This is a genomic window from Mesorhizobium sp. M1006, from assembly GCF_040318825.1.
Taxonomy (GTDB): domain Bacteria; phylum Pseudomonadota; class Alphaproteobacteria; order Rhizobiales; family Rhizobiaceae; genus Mesorhizobium.
In genome coordinates this window covers 1-21,078 of sequence record NZ_JAMYMZ010000058.1, presented here as the reverse complement: position 1 = coordinate 21,078, position 21,078 = coordinate 1, and the positions used below count along the sequence as shown (strand labels likewise).

22 protein-coding genes and 3 pseudogenes are annotated in these 21,078 nt (G+C 56.9%); 11 read left to right on the top strand and 14 right to left on the bottom strand.

All coding sequences use genetic code 11. The features are described 5' to 3' along the window. Positions 1–33 precede the first annotated feature (33 nt). The 3 genes from ssuD to NKH60_RS30525 are packed head-to-tail and all read left to right on the top strand — an operon-like array spanning position 34 to position 3,170. Positions 34–1,209, top strand: a complete 1,176-nt coding sequence (ssuD, locus tag NKH60_RS30535) for an FMNH2-dependent alkanesulfonate monooxygenase (protein ID WP_352874504.1) — start codon at positions 34–36, stop codon at positions 1,207–1,209. Then, positions 1,206–2,636, top strand: coding sequence for an FAD/NAD(P)-binding protein (locus NKH60_RS30530; RefSeq protein ID WP_352874503.1), 1,431 nt, complete (start codon positions 1,206–1,208; stop codon positions 2,634–2,636). The genes ssuD and NKH60_RS30530 overlap by 4 nt, the downstream gene beginning before the upstream one ends. 27 nt (positions 2,637–2,663) lie before the next feature. After that, positions 2,664–3,170 (top strand): flavin reductase family protein, encoded by a 507-nt coding sequence (locus NKH60_RS30525; RefSeq protein WP_352874502.1) that lies wholly within the window; start codon positions 2,664–2,666, stop codon positions 3,168–3,170. 145 nt (positions 3,171–3,315) lie between these two features. On the opposite strand, the gene NKH60_RS30520 is transcribed toward NKH60_RS30525, so the two are convergent. The 3 genes from NKH60_RS30520 to NKH60_RS30510 all read right to left on the bottom strand — a co-directional run bounded on the left by NKH60_RS30520 (position 3,316) and on the right by NKH60_RS30510 (position 4,634). After that, on the bottom strand, positions 3,316–3,480 hold the full coding sequence (locus NKH60_RS30520) for a hypothetical protein (RefSeq protein ID WP_352874501.1): 165 nt from the start codon (positions 3,478–3,480) through the stop codon (positions 3,316–3,318). A gap of 181 nt (positions 3,481–3,661) precedes the next feature. Then, entirely contained in the window at positions 3,662–3,928 is a 267-nt protein-coding gene (locus NKH60_RS30515; RefSeq protein WP_352874518.1) for a DNA -binding domain-containing protein, read from the bottom strand. Between the two features lie 202 nt (positions 3,929–4,130). After that, complete coding sequence (locus NKH60_RS30510; protein WP_352874500.1) at positions 4,131–4,634, bottom strand: hypothetical protein; 504 nt, start codon at positions 4,632–4,634, stop codon at positions 4,131–4,133. Positions 4,635–4,730: 96 nt separating this feature from the next. Here NKH60_RS30510 and NKH60_RS30505 point away from each other — a divergent pair, with 96 nt between their 5' ends. Next, positions 4,731–5,201: a Ros/MucR family transcriptional regulator gene (locus NKH60_RS30505; RefSeq protein WP_352874498.1), complete on the top strand. Its 471-nt coding sequence runs from the start codon at positions 4,731–4,733 to the stop codon at positions 5,199–5,201. Positions 5,202–5,587: 386 nt separating this feature from the next. Here the strand turns inward: NKH60_RS30505 and NKH60_RS30500 are convergent, their stop codons facing one another. Next, positions 5,588–6,043: a hypothetical protein gene (locus NKH60_RS30500; protein ID WP_352874497.1), complete on the bottom strand. Its 456-nt coding sequence runs from the start codon at positions 6,041–6,043 to the stop codon at positions 5,588–5,590. 181 nt (positions 6,044–6,224) lie between these two features. On the opposite strand from NKH60_RS30500, the pseudogene NKH60_RS30495 reads away from it, so the two are divergent. Further along, a pseudogene (locus NKH60_RS30495) lies at positions 6,225–6,349 on the top strand (transposase); the annotation flags it as partial. On the opposite strand, the pseudogene NKH60_RS30490 reads toward NKH60_RS30495, so the two are convergent. Further along, positions 6,321–6,640 (bottom strand): annotated as a pseudogene (locus NKH60_RS30490) (transposase); the annotation flags it as partial. The pseudogenes NKH60_RS30495 and NKH60_RS30490 overlap by 29 nt on opposite strands. A gap of 286 nt (positions 6,641–6,926) precedes the next feature. Here NKH60_RS30490 and NKH60_RS30485 point away from each other — a divergent pair. The 3 genes from NKH60_RS30485 (at position 6,927) to NKH60_RS30475 (ending at position 10,235) form a co-directional block, all read left to right on the top strand. Further along, complete coding sequence (locus NKH60_RS30485) at positions 6,927–8,093, top strand: phosphoribosyltransferase domain-containing protein (protein ID WP_352874495.1); 1,167 nt, start codon at positions 6,927–6,929, stop codon at positions 8,091–8,093. Positions 8,094–8,215: 122 nt separating this feature from the next. Beyond that, positions 8,216–9,322, top strand: a complete 1,107-nt coding sequence (locus NKH60_RS30480; RefSeq protein ID WP_502897474.1) for a cysteine protease StiP domain-containing protein — start codon at positions 8,216–8,218, stop codon at positions 9,320–9,322. Continuing rightward, positions 9,309–10,235: an HpcH/HpaI aldolase/citrate lyase family protein gene (locus NKH60_RS30475; protein ID WP_352874491.1), complete on the top strand. Its 927-nt coding sequence runs from the start codon at positions 9,309–9,311 to the stop codon at positions 10,233–10,235. The genes NKH60_RS30480 and NKH60_RS30475 overlap by 14 nt, the downstream gene beginning before the upstream one ends. 12 nt (positions 10,236–10,247) lie before the next feature. On the opposite strand, the gene NKH60_RS30470 is transcribed toward NKH60_RS30475, so the two are convergent. The 7 genes from NKH60_RS30470 to NKH60_RS30440 all read right to left on the bottom strand — a co-directional run bounded on the left by NKH60_RS30470 (position 10,248) and on the right by NKH60_RS30440 (position 15,348). After that, positions 10,248–10,913, bottom strand: a complete 666-nt coding sequence (locus tag NKH60_RS30470; RefSeq protein WP_352874490.1) for a thermonuclease family protein — start codon at positions 10,911–10,913, stop codon at positions 10,248–10,250. Positions 10,914–10,977: 64 nt separating this feature from the next. Then, a complete protein-coding gene (locus NKH60_RS30465; RefSeq protein WP_352874488.1) occupies positions 10,978–11,598 on the bottom strand; it encodes a hypothetical protein in 621 nt (206 codons plus the stop codon). A gap of 115 nt (positions 11,599–11,713) precedes the next feature. After that, positions 11,714–12,292 (bottom strand): TerD family protein, encoded by a 579-nt coding sequence (locus NKH60_RS30460; protein WP_352874487.1) that lies wholly within the window; start codon positions 12,290–12,292, stop codon positions 11,714–11,716. Between the two features lie 32 nt (positions 12,293–12,324). Continuing rightward, positions 12,325–12,951 carry a TerD family protein gene (locus NKH60_RS30455; protein WP_502897475.1) on the bottom strand — a complete coding sequence of 209 codons (627 nt, stop codon included), beginning with the start codon at positions 12,949–12,951 and terminating at the stop codon, positions 12,325–12,327. Positions 12,952–12,995: 44 nt separating this feature from the next. After that, entirely contained in the window at positions 12,996–13,445 is a 450-nt protein-coding gene (locus NKH60_RS30450; protein ID WP_352874486.1) for a tellurite resistance TerB family protein, read from the bottom strand. Between the two features lie 15 nt (positions 13,446–13,460). Next, entirely contained in the window at positions 13,461–14,723 is a 1,263-nt protein-coding gene (locus NKH60_RS30445) for a TerD family protein (RefSeq protein ID WP_352874485.1), read from the bottom strand. A gap of 46 nt (positions 14,724–14,769) precedes the next feature. Further along, entirely contained in the window at positions 14,770–15,348 is a 579-nt protein-coding gene (locus NKH60_RS30440; RefSeq protein WP_352874484.1) for a TerD family protein, read from the bottom strand. Positions 15,349–15,777: 429 nt separating this feature from the next. Between NKH60_RS30440 and NKH60_RS30435 the strand changes: the two genes are divergently transcribed. From NKH60_RS30435 to NKH60_RS30425, 3 genes are read left to right on the top strand one after another with little or no spacing between them, the layout of a single operon-like run. Further along, a complete protein-coding gene (locus NKH60_RS30435; protein ID WP_352874483.1) occupies positions 15,778–16,836 on the top strand; it encodes an ATP-grasp domain-containing protein in 1,059 nt (352 codons plus the stop codon). Next, complete coding sequence (locus NKH60_RS30430; protein ID WP_352874482.1) at positions 16,833–17,969, top strand: trypsin-like peptidase domain-containing protein; 1,137 nt, start codon at positions 16,833–16,835, stop codon at positions 17,967–17,969. Before NKH60_RS30435 ends, NKH60_RS30430 begins: the two co-directional genes overlap by 4 nt. Then, the gene (locus NKH60_RS30425) at positions 17,962–18,735 is read left to right on the top strand and encodes an HAD family hydrolase (protein WP_352874481.1); all 774 of its coding nucleotides are present in this window, start codon (positions 17,962–17,964) and stop codon (positions 18,733–18,735) included. Before NKH60_RS30430 ends, NKH60_RS30425 begins: the two co-directional genes overlap by 8 nt. A 137-nt stretch (positions 18,736–18,872) precedes the next feature. On the opposite strand, the pseudogene NKH60_RS30420 reads toward NKH60_RS30425, so the two are convergent. Both NKH60_RS30420 and ltrA read right to left on the bottom strand, forming a co-directional pair. Beyond that, positions 18,873–19,355, bottom strand: a pseudogene (locus NKH60_RS30420) (IS630 family transposase); the annotation flags it as partial. 86 nt (positions 19,356–19,441) lie between these two features. After that, positions 19,442–20,698 carry a group II intron reverse transcriptase/maturase gene (gene ltrA / locus NKH60_RS30415; protein ID WP_352874480.1) on the bottom strand — a complete coding sequence of 419 codons (1,257 nt, stop codon included), beginning with the start codon at positions 20,696–20,698 and terminating at the stop codon, positions 19,442–19,444. Between the last annotated feature and the right edge of the window lie 380 nt (positions 20,699–21,078).

The window sequence follows — 21,078 nt, the reverse complement described above, 5'->3', positions numbered from 1 at the left end:
GCGCGGGCGTCGTAAAGTCACAAAGGACTGTTCATGAGCACTGCCATCCCCGACAGGATCAAGGTTCTGTGGTTTCTCCCGACCCATGGCGACAGCCGCTATCTCGGCACCTCCGAGGGGGGCAGGGCGGTCGATCTGCCGTATCTCACCCAGGTCGCCAAGGCAGCCGACGCCATCGGCTACTATGGCGCGCTGCTGCCGACCGGGCGAAGCTGCGAGGACAGCTGGGTCGTGGCGTCGGCGCTGGCGCCGCTGACGCAACGGCTGCGCTTTCTTGTTGCCGTCAGGCCGGGGCTGCAATCGCCGACGCTCGCCGCGCGCATGACCTCGACGCTCGACCGCATTTCCGGTGGGCGCCTGTTGATCAACGTCGTCACCGGCGGCGACCCGGTCGAGAACAAGGGCGACGGCATCTTCCTCAGCCATGACGAGCGCTATGAGGTGACGCGGGAGTTCCTCGATATCTACAAGGCCGTGCTGCGGGGCGAGACCGTCGCTTTCGAAGGCAAGCATTTCCGCATCGAGGATGGCAGGCTGCTGTTCCCGCCTGTGCAGACGCCGCATCCTCCGCTCTATTTCGGCGGCTCGTCGGAGGCAGCCAATGCGGTCGCCGCCGAGCAGATCGACAAATATCTGACCTGGGGCGAACCGCCGGCCGACGTCGCCGCCAAGGTCGACCATGTGCGCGGCCTTGCCGAGAAGGCCGGACGCCAAGTGAGCTTCGGCATCAGGCTGCATGTCATCGTTCGCGAAACCAATGACGAAGCCTGGGCCGATGCCGACCGCCTGATCAGCCGCCTGGACGACAAGACGATCGCCGAGGCGCAGAAGGTTTTCGCGCGCATGGATTCGGTCGGCCAGTCGCGCATGAGCCGGCTGCATGGCGGCCGTCGCGACAAACTCGAAATCAGTCCGAATCTGTGGGCCGGTGTCGGCCTGGTGCGCGGCGGCGCCGGCACCGCTCTGGTCGGCGATGCGGCCACGGTGGCGGAACGGATCGACGAATACCGGCGTATTGGCATCGATACCTTCATCCTCTCCGGTTATCCGCATCTGGAGGAAGCCTATCGCTTCGGCGAATTGGTGCTGCCGCTGCTGCCGCTCGATCATGAAATCTCGACTCGGCCGACGACTGTGAACATGGGACCGTTCGGCGAAACCGTGGCCGGCGATCATCGACCATCGGCGCTGCGCGCGAGCCAGTCTTGAGCGCTTCCCACATGGTCAGCAAACCGGCGGTTGCCATTATCGGTGGCGGCTTTTCCGGTGCCGCAACCGCCTTTCACCTGGCGCGGCTTTTGCCGACCGGCACGGCCGATATCGTTGTCGTCGAACCGCGCGAGGCGCTCGGCCACGGATTGGCCTATTCCACGGCCGATCCTTCGCACCGCATCAACGTGCGGGCGTCGAGGATGACGCTGATCTCCGCTGAGGCCGGCCATTTTTCCGACTGGCTGGAGCAGACCGGCGCAATTCTGGACGACATGGAGGCGGTCGTCGCCAGCGGCGCGATCTACCCGCAGCGTCGGGTCTTCGGCCGCTATGTCGAATCCCACCTGCAGCCCTTCCTGCAGAGCAAAGCGATCCGCCATGTCAGGGCCGAAGTTGCTTCGGTCGAGCGCAATGGCGAGGGCTACCGGCTCGTCCTGTCCGATGGCGCAACGCTTGCGGCCGATGCTGTGGTGATCGCGGCTACGCATCCATTGCCGGCAGTGCCGGCGCCGCTGCGCAGTGTGGCCGCCGTCGCCGGGTTGGTGGCCAATCCCTACGATCTCGAACGACTGCAGGCGATCGGCCGCGATGACCATGTTCTCATCGTCGGCACCGGGCTGACCTCGGCGGACGTCATCGCCACGCTCGATCACAGGGGACATCGCGGCCGCATCACGGCACTGTCGCGCCATGGCTATCGCTCGCATGTGCAGGCAGCGATGCAGGGCGACCCGGTCGGCGACTTCACGAGCCGGCCTTCGCGCAGCGCCACGGTGCTGCTCAGGCACATCCGCGCTACGATCGCGGCAGTGACGCAACAAGGTGAAGTCTGGTATCCCGTCCTCGACGCTGTCCGGCGTCAGGGGCAGTTGATCTGGCAGGCCTTGCCGCTCGCCGAGCAGCGCCGCGTGGTGCGCCATCTTCGCGCGCTCTGGGACGTGCATCGCTTCCGCATCGCGCCACAGGTCGCGGCCGTGCTGGATCGCCGCCTTGCCGAGGGCACGCTCGCTTATCGCGCCGCGTCGATTGTCAAGGCCGAAGAAGCCGATGGGCGTATTCGCGTCACGCAGCGGCCACGGCGCCAACACAACCTCATCGTCGAAGCGTTCCACAGCGTGATCGTGACGACTGGGCCGGCGCACGCCGATATTCTTCGCACCAACACGGCGATTGCCACCCTTGGACATCTGGGCTTGGTCCGTCTTGACCCGACCGGTCTCGGTCTGGAGACCGACAGGCAGGGCCGCGCGGTCAGCGCGTCAGGCAATCCGACCGACAATATTTTCGTCAGCGGGCCACTGGCGCGCGGCAGCGTCGGCGAGCTGATGGGCATCCCTGAAGTCACCGCCCATGCCGAGCGCATCGCCACCGAAATTCACCAATGGTTGGGATACCAAACGGCGTTGCGTCGCAAGGCGTCGTGAAGCTGCAAACACGATGAGGCTATCCAGATGACACTGATCGAACGCGTCCCCCTGGTTGATACCCGGATTCCTCTGAAATTTGCGATGCGACACCTGGCCGGAGCTGTCTCCGTAGTCACCGCAGGTGTTGGCGACGAACGGACGGGCGCAACCGTTACCACCGCCCATTCGCTATCGGTCGAACCAGAAGTGATGGTTGTCAGCATCAACCTGAACTCGTCTACCTGGGCAGCCATCAGCCGGCATCGGCATTTCTGCGTGAATGTGCTGCGTGCCGACCAGATCGCGATTGCCGACCGCTTTGCCGGGCGCGGTGGCCTGAAGGGGTCGGCGCGCTACGAGGGCGCTGGCTGGTCCAGTCTTGCAACTGGTGCACTAGCACTCGACGAGGCGCTTGCCGCGGTCGACTGCACGGTTGAGGATACTATTATTCGCCACAGCCACGCGCTGATCCTCGGCAGCGTCCGGCAGGTAGTGAGCGGAGAGCCCGGCCCGGCGCTGATCTATCATCACGGCGCATACGGATCATCGTGAGCTTGTTGGGTTCGGCTCCTTTCAAACAGCTTCATTAAGCTAAACCGCGCGGAGCGATGTAAACCAGCCTGGCATTGGGCCACGGCGCGCCATCGCGCGAAGGGTAAGGTCGAACCTTCGTCCACCAAGTTCACGATCCGGCCACTCAGTTCGTATCCAGGCAGACGTCGGGATAGCGGGGCAGGAAGAACTGGATCGGCATGCGCGACACCTTGCCATCCGAGTTGTCTGCGTCCTCGATCCTTTCGTCAGCGAATGCGTTGAACGGACCTACGACAGCGGCGAGCCAGACCAAGAGGGTGTCATGCACCCTGTCGGGTCGCCTCCGAAACTCGTTTACCCGAAGCTCGCTCGATCCGGCGGTCGAGCCAACCGAGATCTTCCAATTTGAACTGAGTTCCCCGCAGCCCCGGCTGCCATACCGCTCTTGTGGCGGACGATGTGATCACGTCTGCTGCTGACAAGAGCAGGGTATTGCCGCCCGTTCTCCCTCATCCGGCGAACAATTCCCTGTAACCGGTCGTCACGATCCAGTTCGCCCGATCGAGATGGCTTCGCGCGGCTTTCCGGGCGCGCTCTGGTTCTTGCACCGGATCGATGCCGAGGATGACCTGCGCCATCTCCTCATAGCTCGCATTGTCAGCGGATGCATCCAAGAACCTCAGATAGGTCGTGAAGTGCTCCTTGTCGTAGGCGGTCAGGCTGTCGGACCAGGGGACTTCGTCTTTAAGACCTGGTTCAACGTCTGGGTATATCATCACGACATCGGACTCCGGAAACAAGTAATCGGCAATTTTGTTTCGACGAGCTACCTAAGCGAATGGAAACATCGTCCCCCAGACGACATTTCGATCATCATCCGCAAGTGCCCGCTCGAGACGACAGCACCTTCTGGGCAATTCAACTCCAGGTTAAGAATGAATTGCAAAAAGCTCAAGACCGTCCGGCTGCACATCGGCTTCAGGCGGACTGCTCGGCGATCAATTTCACATTCTCAAAGAAAGGATGACGAAACAGAAACCGCCCGGTTTCGAGATCACTGACAAGTTCGACCCAAAGCTTACGACCGAGACGCGCGTTGCAGCAGGCTGCCGTCATGCCTGAATATGCGCCAAGCACCGCGGCACGGTCGCCAACAAAGGTGTCGAGCAGCATGGACACGGACTTGCAATAACCGAGATGGATCGCATCGCGATTGGTTGGCCTTCCCGCGACAGCCGAACGCCTGATAAAGAAAAGGGCCATGATATTCATGATGCGGGGACTTCGCGAGCTGCGGAATATCGAGGTCGACACTTCATGGGCGTCGCGAAACATCTTCGGCGCTTGCGTTTTGCAATTCGCACGAAGTGGATCGGGATGCCAAAAACCAAGCTCCGCCCCAGTCAAGAGGCAGCCGACACTGAGCAACAACGCGCGCACGACGGCGGATGCAGCGCTATGGTCCTCGGTGCCGACGAGCATCGCGATAGTCCTGCCGGGCTGTATTTGCTTTCAGCGACAACCGCCACTATGAAGCAACCCTTCGCTGACTGTGTTTCACGCCGCCTGGAGAGTTTCATGACAGAAGAAGCCGACAATAACATCGACAACCTCATCGAGCTCACCGCCGATGTCGTCTCCGCCTATGTCTCCAACAATCCGATCCCGGTGGGGGATCTCCCTGCCCTCATCGGCCAAGTGCACGCGGCTCTGAAAGGGACGGCGGAAGGTGTCTCTGCAAAAGAGCCGGGGGTCCTTAAGCCTGCAGTCCCGATCAGGAAGTCGGTGACACCGGACTACATCATCTCCCTTGAAGACGGGAAGAAATTCAAATCACTAAAGCGCCATCTGTCGACCCACTATGGGCTGACGCCGGATGGATATCGCGCGAAATGGGGCCTGCCGGCGGATTATCCCATGGTCGCGCCGAATTACGCCGCGGCGCGCTCGGCATTGGCCAAGACGATGGGGCTCGGCCGCAAACCGAAAGAGCCGGAAGCGCCGGAGCCGGCGCCGGCGAAGCGGACCCGCAAGAAGGTCGCAGCTTGATTTCCGGCAATCGTTTCGTTCTGGAGGGCGCAGCTGCCATCGGCATAGTCTGCGCAGAATATGAAAAGGCTTCAATGCGGCCGTAGCGCTTCAGTTCGCAGGAATCGCTGAACACAGGGGATGTGCATATGCGTCCGGCGGGCGCAAACGCCACGCGACGTCGTTCACGCTGGGTCGTCGGGACAGAGCCTGGATCGAGAGTTGATTATGCGGCGCGATTTCGCACGCGGATATTTCTGGAAATGCAACGATAATCGCGGCCTTTGGCGCTCTCCACATAGTAGCAGGCAACATTGAACGCTGTCCGTCGAAAGTTGCCCCGGCCGAGCGAGGGATAGTCGCGGAAGCGTTCTGTGTCTTCTTCGCCGATCGCTCGGACCCTGTGACTACCGCATGTCCGGGCAAGAGGCTTCCATTGGCGAGGGAGGGCGCCAAGAACCTCGGACTGTTTCGACAAAGAACGGTTCCAAAATTTCGCGAGCGCCGAACTTTTCCGACCGGATCCGCGCCAATCGGGATAGGGGGGAGCCTTGCGGTTCCTCCCATCCCACACCACCTTGCATACGGGTCCGTACAGGGCGGTTCGGTTGGTTATGCGGCCTTGGCGGGGCAAGGCAAGCAAGGCCGAGGCCAGAGAGGAATGCGTTCGGCAAGGCAATGGCGAGCGCGGGACTGTTGCTGATCCGCCGGGGCCCGTGCGCGCTGCCGGCGGTTTGTGCCGCCAGATCGTGCCCGACGCCACGGCGGCGCAACTCCGCAAAGCGGGTACGTCCGTGCTTCCATTGCTTCCACGCGATGGATCGAAGCCTGCGCCTGATCCATCGGTCGAGGCGACTCAACACCGACGGGGTTTCGCAAATGCCGAAGTGAAGTAGCCGCGCCACCCTTTCAGATAGATCTGGCGTGCGATGGCCTGGACGTTGGTGGAATGGTCATCGACCCCATCTAGCGGAGCCTTTGCAGTGTTCTCCACGATCGGGTCCGGACATTGTACCCGGCGATGGTGAGCACATCCGCTTCAGGCGCAGCGCCATCCGGTCGGCCTATGCCAGGCTGTTCTTCCTGCCGAAATACTCGCCGGACCTGAACCCTCCATCGAGCAACTCTTCGCTAAGCTCAAGCATTGTCCGCGCAACGCAGGCGCACGGCCATGAGCAGCAGGTGATTGATCGTGCTCCAAAGGCCGCTGTCGCGCCAAGCATAGAAACAGCGCTGCACCGTCGTAATCGGCGGGAAATCTCGATCCAGCATTCGCCGCGGCAACCCGCTACGCAGGATGTAGAGCAGCCCATTTATGATCGCCCGCCGCCACCATTTGGGCGGCCGGCCAAGTCGTGAGGGATATGCGGCTCCAGAACCGCCCATTCCGTGTCCGTCAAATCGCTTGAATACCGCGGCCCTTCCCAGGCATGTTGCTTACCGTTTGTATCGGTCCACATGTGGCGCTCCGTCGATGCTTCGCAACACCGACTGAATCACAGTCATTGATATCACCGAACTTCATTTCGGGTCCGACACTCATTCATGCTGAACCTGCGCCTACTCTTCAAACGCTGAGGTTGGAAAACGGCAGCACGTTCTCCGCTCCACTTCTCGTCATCGTTGTTTTCTCCAGAACGCAGGCGTCCGGTCTGATGCTCATTTTTCTGTTGGGCACTCACTTCACAAAACTATTACAATTTTTACTGGCGACCACGCTTTTATTAGCCCAATGCATGTTAGGAAATGAACCAAATCAGCTATCAGCGACTCGGGTGGGACATTTTGGACAACGCCATTAAACAACCGCTTTCTGCCGAACTCACCCGTGGAACTATATCGGTTGAAATCGACCGCAGCCTGATGCCTCCCGATACGATGTTCGGGTTCGCGGAGCGCATCAATCCCAAGCGGTCCTTCCTGTTCGTTTCCAAGGTGCTTGGACGTCACATTCCCGTGCGGCCTTCGATGATGCGAAAGACGTACAAATTTCTGGCCGACCAAATTTCACCCGATCTCGAAGGGCCAATCCTCTTCATAGGAATGGCCGAAACTGCTGTCGGGCTGGGTGCGGGCGTGCACCAGCAATACTCAGAACAAAATGACCGGGACGATACGGTTTACATTTGCACTACCAGACACCCACTTGGTTTGCCCCTGATCTGCGAGTTCCAGGAAGAGCACAGTCACGCCACGGGACATCTCGTACACCGGCCGCTCATGCCCGGCCTAGTCTCGATGGTCGAGAATGCCCGGACGCTTGTATTGGTTGATGACGAAGCTTCGAGCGGAAAAACGTTCGGCAATCTGTTCGCAGCTCTGCCTGCCAGCATCAGGGCGAACAATCGCAATACGGTACTCGTCACCCTCACGGATTGGTCAGATGGTGCTACCGAACAGATGATCGCAGGCAACGTGAAACACGCGTCGATCCTGTCCGGGCGGTATCGCTGGGATGCAAACGGTTTGAACATCAACGCACCGGAAGCGCCGTCTGTTGAGATAAAAAGTGGCAAAGTCATTTCGCCCGACAAGGCTCTCGACTGGGCTCGGTTGGGCGTCTCCCGGCACCTTCTTCAACTGGAGGGTGAGGCGGCAGCCTCGGGCGCTACGCTGGTTCTCGGCACAGGAGAAAATGTTTGGCAGCCGTTCTTGCTTGCAGAAAAATTGGAGATGGAAGGAGCTGACGTCCACTACTCATCCGTGACCCGATCGCCGATTTCATTGGGGCATGCCATTTTGAAAAAATTCACATTTGAGGACAATTACGGGGGACAGGTATTGAATTATCTCTACAATGTCGATCCGTCAGAATACGCAAGAATCCTCCTCTGTTCCGAGACGAATGAATCGGAGATTAGTCCTATACTCATGCAAGCCCTGGAGCAGCCAAACGTGGTAATTGCTCGGTAGTTATTCCTCTCGAACCTCGATCATCATCCATCATTCATCCAGTGTTGCAGTCATACGCCAGAGCGTGAAGTCCGCAGGTACTTAAGCCTACCGGTCATGCAGGTGGCGGAGTAGGGAGGACTGTGTTGAAGACGCAAAGTAAATTCATTTCGGGCACGTACCACAGTGCGGACATCACGTTTCTTTTGAAGCTCGTAAATATGGAGGCAATCGACGTCGCATCGAAGGAAGCAGCAATACAGTCCGGCCAACGCCACTATTCGGAAATGATTTCGTTCGAAAGCGCGCCAGAACCCGGCTACATGGCGATATTCGATGAAGCGATGTCCGCTGGCGCTGCGAGAATGGGACGCGAGGTGGCAGCTCTCGCGCGGTCTATCTCCAATCGTATCGACGGGCCAATCACTTTGGCGAGTCTCGTTCGGGCTGGGGTACCCTTGGGCGTTCTCCTCAAGCGTGCTTTGTCCCGCATAGGCCGGGACGTCGAACACTTTGGTATTTCGATTATTCGAGACCGCGGAATCGACGGCAACGCGATGCGCCACATCCTTGATCGCAGGCCCATTGAAGGATTGCTGTTCGTTGATGGCTGGACCGGAAAAGGCGCTATTTCCACCGAGTTGGAAGAGAGCTTCCGCTCATTTTCTGCAGTGGCACCGAAGCTGGTTGTTCTGGCGGATCCATGTGGCCGGGCGTGGCTTGCGGCGTCGGGAGAAGACTGGCTCATTCCGTCGGGAATACTCGGAAGCACCGTCTCCGGGTTGATCAGCCGTTCGATCCTCAACGAAAACGTCACCGGTCCGGAAGACTTTCATGGCACCGTCCGATGGGACCATTTGGAGGCGCACGATATCTCAGCTGCTTTCGTCGACCAAGTATGGACACATACCGTTATCGCGCTGGACCGGAATATTGGTCCTGCGCAATGGACAGATGACGAGCGCTCCAGCCATCAAAGACAATCGCGGGAGGCAATCAATCGAGTTGCTGCAGAATTCGAAGTTGAGAATTTAAACCGGATCAAACCGGGAATTGCGGAAGCTACGAGGGCAATTCTGCGCCGTATGCCTCAAATGGTATTCCTGTCGTCCATTGATGACGCCGAACCGGCAGCACTGCTGCATTTGATCCGGGAGAAGAATGTCCCCTTCAAAGTCGTTCCAGAAAAAATCCATCCTTATCGCGCCATCACCCTGATCCAGAAGGTTTCAAAAATTGCTGAAAAATAGATCGCCTTTTGATCTGGGCGCGACGCTTTACATGCCGATTCTCAAACATGACGCGCTTGCTTACATTTCTGGAGAAAAACTTCCGGAACTCAGGTCGTTGGTCCTATGTCTCGAAGACGCGCTCCTCGAAAGTGACGTCCTCGTGGGAATGGACATCCTGGAAAGGACCCTTCTCCAGATCGGAGACGTGAAGCGGGATAGCAGTAGGCGGAATTTCCCGATGCTTTTTATTCGTCCGCGTCATATTGAAATGGCTCAGCGGATTGCTCAGATGGCCGGCATCCATAACATTGATGGCTTCGTTGCGCCCAAAGTGCGAAACGGTGACGTCGAAAAGTGGGTTCACTCCATAAGAGGGACCGATCTGCTTCTGATGCCTACATTGGAAACGTCGGAAATGTTCGACGCCATTTCCGTCGCAGAACTTAAGAGCGAACTGCTTTCCCACGCCCCCGACCGCATCATCGCGCTTCGCGTCGGTGGCAACGACCTGATGTCATGTCTTGGCGTCCGCCGCACGCCGAGAGAGACACTTTACGAAGGTCCGCTTTTCTACGTGGTTTCGATGCTGATGAGCGTAATGGGCTCATCAGGGTTTTCGCTGACTTCTCCGGTCTTTGAAATCATTGACGATAGCGGGCTTCTTCAGAAGGAAGTGGACAAGGACGTGTCGTTCGGTTTTGTCGGCAAGACGGCCATCCATCCGTCACAGATACACCGCATCCAACTCGGGTTTCGCCCTGACCGCATGGACTACGACGCTTCGGTGAGGATATTGGCGACGGATGCCGAAGCGGTCTTCAAATATGGCGGTTCGATGTGCGAGCCGAGTACGCATAGAACGTGGGCCCAGAGAATACTCGACAGGGCCAGGATATACGGCATAAGCGAACAGGCCGAAATCGGCGTGTAATGGAGACTGACATCAGTCGCCCCAAGGCGCTCGCCATCCGGCTGCGATGGCTTCGGCCTCAGTGCAAAACCAACGTTCGCCCTTCTTTTCGTTGATGCGTGTCCTTGCATAGCCCTTGGACCAAGGCATGTGATAGATGGGCTCGCCCTTGTTGGAGATATTACCCTTGATGCTGCATCCGGCAGGAGCGTCCTGTTTGGCGATCTGCCAGCGGTGTGCGCGGTAATCCCATGGGGTCTCCGTGTCTGCTTGCCAGATTCCGACCAGGTTGGCTTTGGCCGCCGCCTCGATTTCATCGTAATCGTGGGAATACCGCTTGAACGACCAAGCCATTCCTTTGTTGATCATTGCGGCATTGATGTCAGTTCCGGCAATCGAACATACAGCTAAGGTCCGTCCGTACTTGTCATACCCGCGATTGTCGCACGTCAAAGCATGGCTACGCACCATCATCTGAAGTGTTTTGATGGCCTCCTGACCGCAAGGCCAGGTTCCCCGGTTCGCCGTTCTGCATAATTGGCCCGCCTCGGGCGCATCGATGCCATGAAGACGATACTTTACGCCCCCAAGTTCCAGTGTGTCTCCGTCGACAACTCTCACCTGATGGTTATCGGAAGTGTGCCCTGCGCCAGCGGTGACGAGCAGAGCTGCGAAGACAACCACTTTGAAAAAGGTCACAAGGTTTACCTCTGCTATGTAGTTTATACCTCGGACCCAGATCACTTAAATCTGCTCGTCAGGTTCATGCGGGAACATATTCAACCATGCGCCCATCGTTATCCAACAGGATGCGCGCGCGTGCTCCGCGGCGGCCTAAGACCTTGAACGTGACCGCATCCGCCCGGAAGTCATCGAGTGTCAACTCGTTTCCTGAGGGATCAATCATGACTTGGTCACGTCCACCCACATCGCGAAAGCCTTCCCGCTCGAGAAACCCCTCGTTGTGACGGTCAATCGCGAACGCCCGTAACCGCTTGTGGCGATGTTTGAGCCCAATCAATAATCCGAGCCCGACGAAGGCTGCTTCGCCTAGAATGATGAAACGGGAGACATTCGCCGGATTCGCATCACCGGAAACGACATTTGCAAACAGAGCAAACATGACGACACTCACCAGGATAATGAGTCCGTTCAAGATGTAAGTTCTGAATGTTGTGGCGATGGGGCCGCGATCGTGACCCCGCACCATATTCCAAACGCCATATGAGGTTCCTGCGAAGGCAATTGCAGCCAGCAGCAAAAAGACGAAATTGTTGCGCGTCTTTCGGTAAACATCCCGGCCGAAGCTCAATCCCACACCTGCCACCGCAGACGTCACAAGGATTCCCATAAGCGAATTGCGGTTAAAGTGCCGCCTAGACATGAATTCCTCCGAGGTGCGAAATTGTCCCGATTTCTCTCGCAGGTCTCTATGCGGAACAAAATACCCGGAGACTGGCGTCAGAGAGGGGGGCGATCCCGTCCCCCCTTATGACAAATCAACCAAGATTAACGCCGTGTTCTTTAGCAAGAGCGGCAAGGCCGCCAGCGAAACCCTGCCCTACAGCCTTAAATTTCCACTCTTCGCCGTTTCTGTAAACTTCACCGAAGATCAAAGCCGTTTCTATTGAGTAGTCTTCAGACAGGTCGTAGCGGGCGATCTCGACTTCTCCGGACGCATTGATGACGCGCATAAATGCGTTTCCAACTTGGCCAAAATTTTGCTTGCGGGCATCGGCATCATGAATGGTTACGGCAAATACAAGGCGCTTTACGTCAGCCGGAACCTTTTTGAGGTCGATTTTTACCTGTTCGTCGTCGCCTTCGCCCGCACCTGAACGGTTGTCGCCCGTGTGTTCGATCGAGCCGTCTGCACCGAGTTTGTTGTTGTAGAAAACAAAGTCGCTGTCATTGCGGACTTTGCCGCTTTCACCAACGATGAAAACGCTGGCGTCAAGATCGAATTCCGCGCCGTCCGTGGCCCTTGGGTCCCAGCCGAGGCCGACTATTGCGTTGGTGAGGCCGGGAGCTTCTTTCGAGAGGGAAACGTTGCTGCCTTTAGTAAGTGAAACTGCCATGTTGGATCTCCTTCCAAGAGAGTTAGTTAAGTTTAGGACGCACTGACGCCATACTGGGCGCAAACAGCCTGCAAACCGCCTCCATAGCCTTGACCGACGGCACGGAACTTCCATTCGCCGCTGTGCCGATACACCTCGCCAAAGATCATCGCTGTTTCAGTCGAATAATCTTCAGTCAAATCGAAGCGAACGATTTCATTATTGGTCTCTTCGTTGACAATGCGGATAAATGCGTTGTCGACCTGGCCGAAATTCTGGCCGCGGCTTGCTGCATCGTGAATAGTGACAGCGACGGCCAGCTTTTCGATATCTGCGCTGATTGCGACCACGTTGACCTTCATCTGCTCGTCATCGCCGTCGCCCTGACCGGAACGGTTGTCCCCTGTATGCTCGACCGCCCCGTCAACCGATTTGGTCTGATTATAGAAAATAAAATCGCGCTCATTGCGGACTTTGCCGGATTGTCCGAGCAAAAACAGAGATGCATCAAGGTCGAATTCGACGCCGTCCGTTGCGCGAGGATCCCATCCCAACCCGATAATAATCTTCTTCAAGCCTGGATCGGACTTGCTGAGGCTAACGTTCTGCCCCTTTGACAAACTGATCATATTTCTCTTTTTCCTTTCTCCGAACTTGGCGCGTGCCTCGATCGTTTCCAAGCCGAACAACTTGCTTCGGGTGCCATTCCCGAAACGGGATCAATTTAAAGGCCGAAATCTGCCGGCAGCAGACCGACGTCGGTGCAGATTTCCCGCACGATCTGGTGTTCCTTCTCGTCGAAGTTCCCGTCCGATGAGCCGATCACGCAACAGACTCGAACCATAGTGCGTGCCGCATCCGGCTTCGAACGAAGTTTTCCAGTAACCTTGAGCGCTTCGATCTTGCCAAGCTGATGATCGAAATCGAACTTGCTCACAACTTCGTTAAAGAACGAAATCACGTCATCAATCATAAAGACTTTCAGTTCGTCGGAATTCTGCATGAAGGCGATCATCTTCTGCTTCTCCTCTGAGGAGATATTGCCATCAGCACTTGCGACCAGCGCGCATCCCGCTACGACAGCTTCCATGAACTCACGGTTCTTGAACTTGGACACTTCGTCCTGAAGCCGCTTTTTCGCAGCACCTGCATTCGTTTTCAGCCAGTCAAGCATTGGGACTCCCGTTTTTTATTTTGAACCCGCGACCCAGCGTAGGCCCCAGTCAAAATCCTGATCGGCTTTCGAAACGTCAGAATAATATTTGACCACCCGGTTGACCTTGATCCCGCCATTGTCGTTCTCCAGCAAGGCGATAGCGCAGGTCCGTTTGCTCGAGGCACCTTCATCCAGTTTGACCTCGATGGGAGGGCTGTCCGGGACGTACACTGTGATCAGGCCATCGGTCTCCGCCCAGTTGGCGACGCCGTCGTAGATAAATGTGTAGATCAGAACCCGCTTTATCTCGTTCCAGTTGCGACCATTGACTCGCATCCATTCGCCATCGGCGCTGTCACCCGTGCGGTCGTCGGCCGACAGGCGGATATAGGGCTTGTTGTCAAAGTCGCCGAACACCTTTCCGAGGGCCTGAACGACGCCTTTGTGACCGTCCTTGAACTCAAATAGGCAGGCAAGATCGAGATCGACGTTACGGGAACCACCGAAAAACCCGCCCTTCTGCTTTTTGTTCCAGTTCAGATTGACCCGGATCTCGCCGAAACCCGACGCTTTCTTCGCCAAACTGATCGAAGGCGCAGCCTTCGTGAGCGTCACCTTTGACAAGCTGATCGGAGCCGCAGCGGGAGTGGTTTGCGCGACCTGGGGAGTCGGATGTGGCTGAACACGAGGGACGGAAGGCGATGACCGGGGAGGTTGTGGTTGGGAAGGGGCGGACGGCTCCGGATCGTCAGCGACCTCAACGCCGAAGCTTTCAGCCAGCGGCTTCAGCCCGCCGTTAAAGCCTTGGCCCGCCGCCCGGAATTTCCATTGTCCGTTGCGGCGGTATAGTTCGCCAAGCACCAGCGCCGCTTCCGTCATTCCCGCAACAGGGACGTCAAAGCTTGCCTGCGTGATGCCGGCGTTTGCAACGCTGATGTCCAGCGAACTGACTTGCGCAAACGAAAGTTTCTTGGCTCTCGCTTCCGGGATCGTTGCGGTGATGGCAATGAATTCGACGTCGGCTGCAAGACGCGAGAGATCGAAGGCAAACAGCGCTTCTTCGAAACCATTGGACGTTGGGCGATTTGTTTCACTTAGGCGAACGGATCCATCGCCAGTATGCCGCTGTCCGTAGAAGATCATGTCCCGGTCGCTGCCGACTTTTCGGCTGGCTTTCAGCACAAAAACAGATACGTCGATCTCCTCAACAGCTTTCGTTGCGAGCTTCCACCGGACCGAAACATCAAAGCTTTGCCCGATAACAGGAGCGTTGCCCCCCTTTATTAGCGTACTCATCCCCACCCCCTAAAGAACACTCAGAACCCTTGATGCTGCCTAAACGTCAGATCAAGGACTGAGCGCTCGTCACCATGTCGGCAACCGTTTTGCCGCGGCCAGGTTCGCCGATCGCTTTGGCTGACCAAGCACCTCCTTGGCGGGATATCAGGGCCATAATGACGCCTGTGTGGCGTCCCTTTTCGTTCAGCTCGTAACGAAAAAGTTCGGCGTCGGACGATTCATCGACAAGCCGACAAAATGCATTGTCGACTTCATCGAAAGTCTGTCCGCGGAAAGAGTTCACTGTAACGACTAGGTGCTGGGCGGCTGGAGTTAATTTATTCAGGTCAACGCGGATCACCTCGTCGTCTCCATCACCTTCGCCTGTAAGATTGTCCCCGGAATGGAGGATAGATCCATCTTTGGACTTCTTCTGCTGAAACCAAACGGTGTCGATTACATTCTTGCTGCCATCGAAAACCAGAATGGAGGCGTCGAGATCGATAGAATCGCTTCCTTTTCCGAAACCGAAGAAGCCTTTCTTTTTGATCGGGTCCCATCCCAAGCCTACGTGGAGGTGTGAAAGGCCCGGTGCCTTCTTGCTCAAGTCAACGGTTTGCCCTTTCGATAGCGAGATCGCCATGTATGTCCCTTTTTATGGATGGAAAGTCCGTTGCACGCGAGGTTGTGGCACGATAGGTTTTGCCCATTGGTTGTCAAGTCAGTTTCCCGGAAAGCGAGCCATGAATTTGCGAGGAAAAATAAATATTTAGCCAGGCCGGCTTCGGATCGCCCATTCGATCGCGTGCAACTTAACGCGATCGATGTTTTGGAGGGCGACGTCAACACTGGGAAGCGGTGGTTTCAACCGGTGCTGGATCTTGGACCCCTCCTTAATCTGCCAAAAGCGATGACCTCCTTGAAGACTGTCGCGTCTCGGGCAATACATGACGGGAGAGAAGGCGAATCCGGATTCGCGTCGGGTAGTTTACACGGCGGCGAGAACTGGGGAGGCGCTGAATCCTGAAGCATCAGCAATACAATTGCATCGCGAGTCAAGAAGCGTTGAATCATGCTCCGTCATATCTGGTTAAATCACGCACATTCAAGTCAACGCGATGTTGCTTCTCTTATGAGATCCGGCGGCCTCGGCGGTTCTGTTAATGTAACAGTCTCGCACAAGGAATTCCGTGAGGATATATTTCTCGAATCGGATGGATACTTCATTGAACCGTCAGGAATGTCGGAAGAAGATTTTGACTATGCAGAATGGGCGCTTAATACGGCCGCAGAAAAGGGCTTCGTGGGCCTGCTCGCGATGCGTCAGCGCCGTGCTCTTCTGAAGCTTCGTGATCAATTCGATTCGCAAGGTATTCGTTTGGCGGCCGGCGCTGTGGCTTCGAATGCAATCGATCTCTGCGATCACAAAGACGCGTTCACTGATCTAGTCAAAGCGAACGGTATCCCCGTTGCCGAAACAATTTCTGTGACCAGCGCAGAGGAACTTCGCGAGGCAATTGTGGACATCGAGCAAATATCACGAGAGGTCTGCATAAAGCCTGTCGTCGGTGTTTATGGACGGGGCTTCTGGAAGTTCCGGCGCGGTGTTAGTCCGTTTGATCTGTTTTCGAAATTGGAGCCCAACGTCGTCGATCCTGACATGTACATTGATGCATTTGGGAAGGCTGAAAATCCCAGCAAACAAATTGTGATGGCCTATCTTTCGGGGATCGAAAGCAGCGTGGATGCCGTCTGTGACAACGGTCGCATCGTGTCTCATGCTGTGCGCCAAAAATTTGAAGGCCATCAAATCGTCTTTACGGGCGGGCCGGAACTCGATATCGCCCAGGCTGTAGCGCAAATCATCGGCCTCGACGGTCTCGTGAACATTCAGACGAAGGCAGATGCTTCGGGAATTCCAAATGTCTTGGAAGTCAACACTCGGCCCAGTGGAGGAGTTGGCTTCTCTGCGGCCGCCGGGATTAATCTTCCCCATGACTGCGCGATGATGATGCTCGGTGAAAGGGTCCAGCCGCCGGTCCTAAATAGTCCTGTTGCTGTCCGCCGGATCGACACAACGATCAAACTTCCTGAAATGACGGCCCGCCTGAAGAGAGTCCAAGCCGCATGAGCAACGTTCTCGTCCCAGGCGAAAATGCATCAATCGACGCAACGGAGGTCAAGATCAGTCTACTTTGTCACGGTGGCGGCTTCGTCAATCACGCCATCGCTGTTGTGCCGATCTCACGCAAGGATATGCCATGGCTGCCGCTCCAGGATGCTCCCCAGCCCTATGCGCCAGGTGCCACATCCGGCCTCGATTTTCGAATTGATCTTTCAGTCCTCGATGCATTAACTGACCGCCTTCTGCTTGTACTTTATTCGAGCGCCGGATCGGTGACACTCAAGGGCCTCTCAGACGTCAGAATCACGATCAATGGCTTTGTGGTCGACGTCGATAACGCCGACCTTGCGGTTTCCAGCATTGTTTTTGGAGAATTGTACCGCAGGAATGACGTTTGGAGGGTCCGTTCGAAACGGGACGGCGTCTTCGAAGGTATCGAAGAACTTGGTCGACGTATCGGTGTTTCAATCGTCGACAGACGAAAGAATGAGACACCAATTGACACCCGTACGCAACCCGAGCATGGCGGATCCCGTGGCCGCAAAGCCGATTGGACCGGTTCCGGTTTTTTGGTGGGCGACCGCTATTTGATTACAAACGGACATGTCGTCGAGAAAGCCTCGGAAATTCAGGTGAGTGGATTTCTCGGTAAGACTAACGCTGAGCCCGTGATAGTAGATGAGATGAATGATCTTGCTCTTATCAGACTTGACCAGTCCTTTGGCGGATCGGAGCTCTTCTTCCGCGAAGTCGGTCCAATTCTCGGCGAATTTGCAGTAACGCTCGGATATCCGCTTTCCGGCCTGTTGGGGTCGGGACCGCAGGTTTCGCAGGGCCTGGTCTCTGGGCTGCTCGGTCCGGGAGAAGATTCTCGGCTAATCCAAATTTCCGCACCGATTCAACCTGGATCGAGTGGGGGACCGGTGTTCGATTCATCCGGCTTGCTGATCGGCGTTGTGAACGCAACTCTTGTCAGCGGACAGAATGTCAATTTTGCGATCAGAACAGGGTTGGCCGTCGCTCTGATGGAAGCGGTTGGTATAGATGTGAACGCAAAACCAAAGTCATCTGCCCGGGATCTTTCCGAGTTGACGAAAACGAACTCCAAATACGTGTGGCGGATCGAGTGCAATGCCTGATCAACCCGTCAAATCCGCAGATCATTCCATGCAGCCAATCGTCTTTACCGATCTGGATGACACATTATTTCAGACGCCCGCAAAGTGTCCGAAAGGTAGCGAGGACAAGCTGGCTCTAGCTGCGATCTCCTCGAACGGAAATCATTCCTTGATGACCCCGCGGCAGGTTGCCATGACCGATTGGCTGCTAAATACGTCACAAGTCATTCCCGTCACGGCGCGTGGCACGACAGCCTATGGAAACGTCAAGATCGCGTTCAACAGCTATGCGATTGTTGCCAACGGCGCCGTCATCCTTAACCCGGACGGCGGGCATCTGAAGGAATGGCACGATGTAATTGCTGAGGAACTGCTCCCTCACAGAGAGGTACTGAACAAAGTACTTGAGATAGGTCGGCGAGGGGCCGAAGCCGGCAAACTCTCGGTTCGTTCGTGGATCGTTGAAGAAATGGGTATAGCGACATACGCCGTGTTCAAAGAAAACGACGGGGATGGCAAGAGGCTGGCGGAACTGAAAATTGAGTTCGACGATGCGGGATGGATACGGCATCACAACGGAAACAACTTCGCGCTCATTCCCCCGCCGGTTTCAAAGCGCCGGGCAGTAGAGTTCCTCTTGAAGAAAATCCGCTCCGAGTCTGGAGATAGGCCAGCGATCGGATTCGGTGACAGCGCAAGCGATCTCGCCTACCTCAATCTGTGCGACTGGTGGGGCGCGCCAACGCGCTCGCAGATTTCGGCGATGCTGAACCAAGTTTCTCTTTAACGCTTTAACGGTCAGCACATCGGGAAAGGCGCGCTCCCCCCGCAGAACACAGAACCGGACACTTTATAAAAAAAGCCCCACTTAGTTGGGGCTTTTTGCTACTCGCTAATTAACTCCTGAACTAGAGCACGTCCGGTTTAATCCGGTTCATAGCCTGCGGCCTTGAAGTAGTTTGCGCATTCTGTTGGCGTAAAAAGGTCGACGAGCGCGCCGACGGTGTCCCATAGGGCCGCGATTGTCCGCTCGGCCCTCGCCCGCAGGAGCGCCTTGAGCTTTGCGAAGGCGTTTTCGATGGGGTTGAAGTCGGGACTGTAGGGCGGGAGGAACATCAGCCTTGCACCGGCGGCTTCGATCGCCTCGCGCACGCCCCCGGACTTGTGCGCCGGCAAATTGTCCATGACGACGACGTCGCCTGGCGCCAGGGTTGGCGCCAGCACCTGCTTGACATAGGCGAGGAACACGACCCCGTTCATGGCGCCGTCGTAGACGAAGGGCGCGGTCATTCCGGTCAGCCTGAGCGCGCCGGTGAAGGTCGTGGTCTTCCAGTGGCCGTGCGGCACGCCTGCCCGGCAGCGTCCGCCGCGCGGCGCTCTTCCGCGCAGGCGAGCCATCTTGGTAGACAGCCCGGGGTGAGTAGGCCGGAGGGATTTCACCTGCCGGCCTCTCGCAGAACGGTGCGTGAACCTCTCGATTCACACCGCTCCCATCAGGCAAACGTATTCGTTCCGAACGCCTTCCAGTGCACAAACAGTCCTGGATTTTCCCGCGCCAGCTTTCTCACGAAGAGGCTGGCACGCGTCTTATGGGACTGAAAGCGCTTGAACTTCCGCATGATCCACGCCCTGAGCTTCCGGTTGACGTAATCAGCCAGAGTGGACAGGGCCGAACGGCTGTAGCGGCCATAATAGGCTATCCATCCGCGAAGGAGTGGATTGAGCTGTTGGGCGATTTCAGCCAGCGTCCCCGGCGTCTGCCGCGGGATGTTCAAGCTTTTGATCGTGGCCCGCATCGACTTCATTGCCGTTGGGCTGGCCGCAGGCGTGTAACCACAGAAGAACTCATCTCGCCGTGTGTTCGCCACGCGTCGCGGCCGGAACTGATACCCGAGGAAGTCGAACACATTCGGGTATTCCCCCCTGCGCCTTTGGTCTTTGCAATAGACGATCTTGGTCTTTGTCGGATGCATTTGAAGCCCGCATGCTGCCAGTCGAGCACCAAGCTCCGCCTTGAGGGCTTCTGCCTGCTGCTCATTCCGGCAATGCACAAGGCCATCGTCCGCATATCGACACCATGGAAGGTCAGGATGCGTCCGGGTCATCCACAGATCAAAAGCATAGTGCATGAAGAGATTCGACAAGATCGGGCTGACAACGCCCCCTTGCGGGGTACCGCGTGTGCGCTCGACGACTTCCCCGTTCTTCTCCATCGGCGCTGCCAGCCATCTTTCGATGTAGAGCAGAGCCCACTTGCATGTGACGTGCTTTCTGACCGCCTTCAGCAGGAGATCGTGCGGAAGATTGTCAAACAGCCCTTTGACGTCGAATTCCAGAACCCAGTCATGCTTCCAGCATCGCTGACGCGTGACGCCAACTGCATCCAGAGCCGATTTTCCCGGCCTGTAGCCGTAGGAGTCTGGAAGAAAGAGGATATCCAAATCCGGCTCAATCATCTGCTTGACCACCATCTGTGCGATCCGATCGCTGACGGTGGGCACACCCAAAACCCTTTCGCCCCCACTCTTCTTCGGAATGGAGACAGCGCGAACCGGCGGTGGGAAGTACGTCCCTGAGGACATCCGATTCCAGACCTTGTAGAGGTTTCCTGCAAGGTCCTTCTCGAACATCTCCAGGGTCTGCCCGTCCACCCCGGCTGCGCCCTGGTTGGCTTTGACCGCTTTGTAAGCTTCGTACACTTGTCGTTTCGCAATTCGAAACGGCTTGTCTGTCGTATCTTCTGAAGTCATCCTGTTTCCAGTTGTTCCAAACAATACGACCACCTGATCCGGCCCCTTTGCTCCGGCCCCATTACAGGGCCTCAACGCTCATACGGGCCGATCCGCCCCAGTCTCCTGCATCGGTACTCTCGCCTTGCGGTTTGGCCCGCTTGAGCTTCTCCCTTTGCATCAGGAGCCTGGTTCCTGCAGTTCCGCGCGAATGCCTGTGTCCGACTCACGCCGCCTCAACGCCGGTCGCCGCCCGCCCTGTCATCAGGCACCCGGCGGACTTGTCCCAGGATGACGAGACGGTCCTGGTTTCGGCGTAAGCGCTATTTTCGCTGCACGTTGACGCGAGCGCTTTCGACGGATGGCCTTCGAATCGGGAACGGTATCTGGTCTGATCAGGC

Excerpts from the sequence above, each read along its gene's own strand:
- ssuD (WP_352874504.1), top strand. The coding sequence starts at position 34 with ATGAGCACTGCCATCCCCGACAGGATCAAGGTTCTGTGGTTTCTCCCG.
- NKH60_RS30525 (WP_352874502.1), top strand. The coding sequence starts at position 2,664 with ATGACACTGATCGAACGCGTCCCCCTGGTTGATACCCGGATTCCTCTG.
- NKH60_RS30515 (WP_352874518.1), bottom strand. The coding sequence starts at position 3,928 with ATGATATACCCAGACGTTGAACCAGGTCTTAAAGACGAAGTCCCCTGG.
- NKH60_RS30510 (WP_352874500.1), bottom strand. The coding sequence starts at position 4,634 with ATGCTCGTCGGCACCGAGGACCATAGCGCTGCATCCGCCGTCGTGCGC.
- NKH60_RS30505 (WP_352874498.1), top strand. The coding sequence starts at position 4,731 with ATGACAGAAGAAGCCGACAATAACATCGACAACCTCATCGAGCTCACC.
- NKH60_RS30485 (WP_352874495.1), top strand. The coding sequence starts at position 6,927 with ATGAACCAAATCAGCTATCAGCGACTCGGGTGGGACATTTTGGACAAC.
- NKH60_RS30465 (WP_352874488.1), bottom strand. The coding sequence starts at position 11,598 with ATGTCTAGGCGGCACTTTAACCGCAATTCGCTTATGGGAATCCTTGTG.
- NKH60_RS30460 (WP_352874487.1), bottom strand. The coding sequence starts at position 12,292 with ATGGCAGTTTCACTTACTAAAGGCAGCAACGTTTCCCTCTCGAAAGAA.
- NKH60_RS30450 (WP_352874486.1), bottom strand. The coding sequence starts at position 13,445 with ATGCTTGACTGGCTGAAAACGAATGCAGGTGCTGCGAAAAAGCGGCTT.
- NKH60_RS30445 (WP_352874485.1), bottom strand. The coding sequence starts at position 14,723 with ATGAGTACGCTAATAAAGGGGGGCAACGCTCCTGTTATCGGGCAAAGC.
- NKH60_RS30440 (WP_352874484.1), bottom strand. The coding sequence starts at position 15,348 with ATGGCGATCTCGCTATCGAAAGGGCAAACCGTTGACTTGAGCAAGAAG.
- NKH60_RS30435 (WP_352874483.1), top strand. The coding sequence starts at position 15,778 with ATGCTCCGTCATATCTGGTTAAATCACGCACATTCAAGTCAACGCGAT.
- NKH60_RS30430 (WP_352874482.1), top strand. The coding sequence starts at position 16,833 with ATGAGCAACGTTCTCGTCCCAGGCGAAAATGCATCAATCGACGCAACG.
- NKH60_RS30425 (WP_352874481.1), top strand. The coding sequence starts at position 17,962 with ATGCCTGATCAACCCGTCAAATCCGCAGATCATTCCATGCAGCCAATC.
- ltrA (WP_352874480.1), bottom strand. The coding sequence starts at position 20,698 with ATGACTTCAGAAGATACGACAGACAAGCCGTTTCGAATTGCGAAACGA.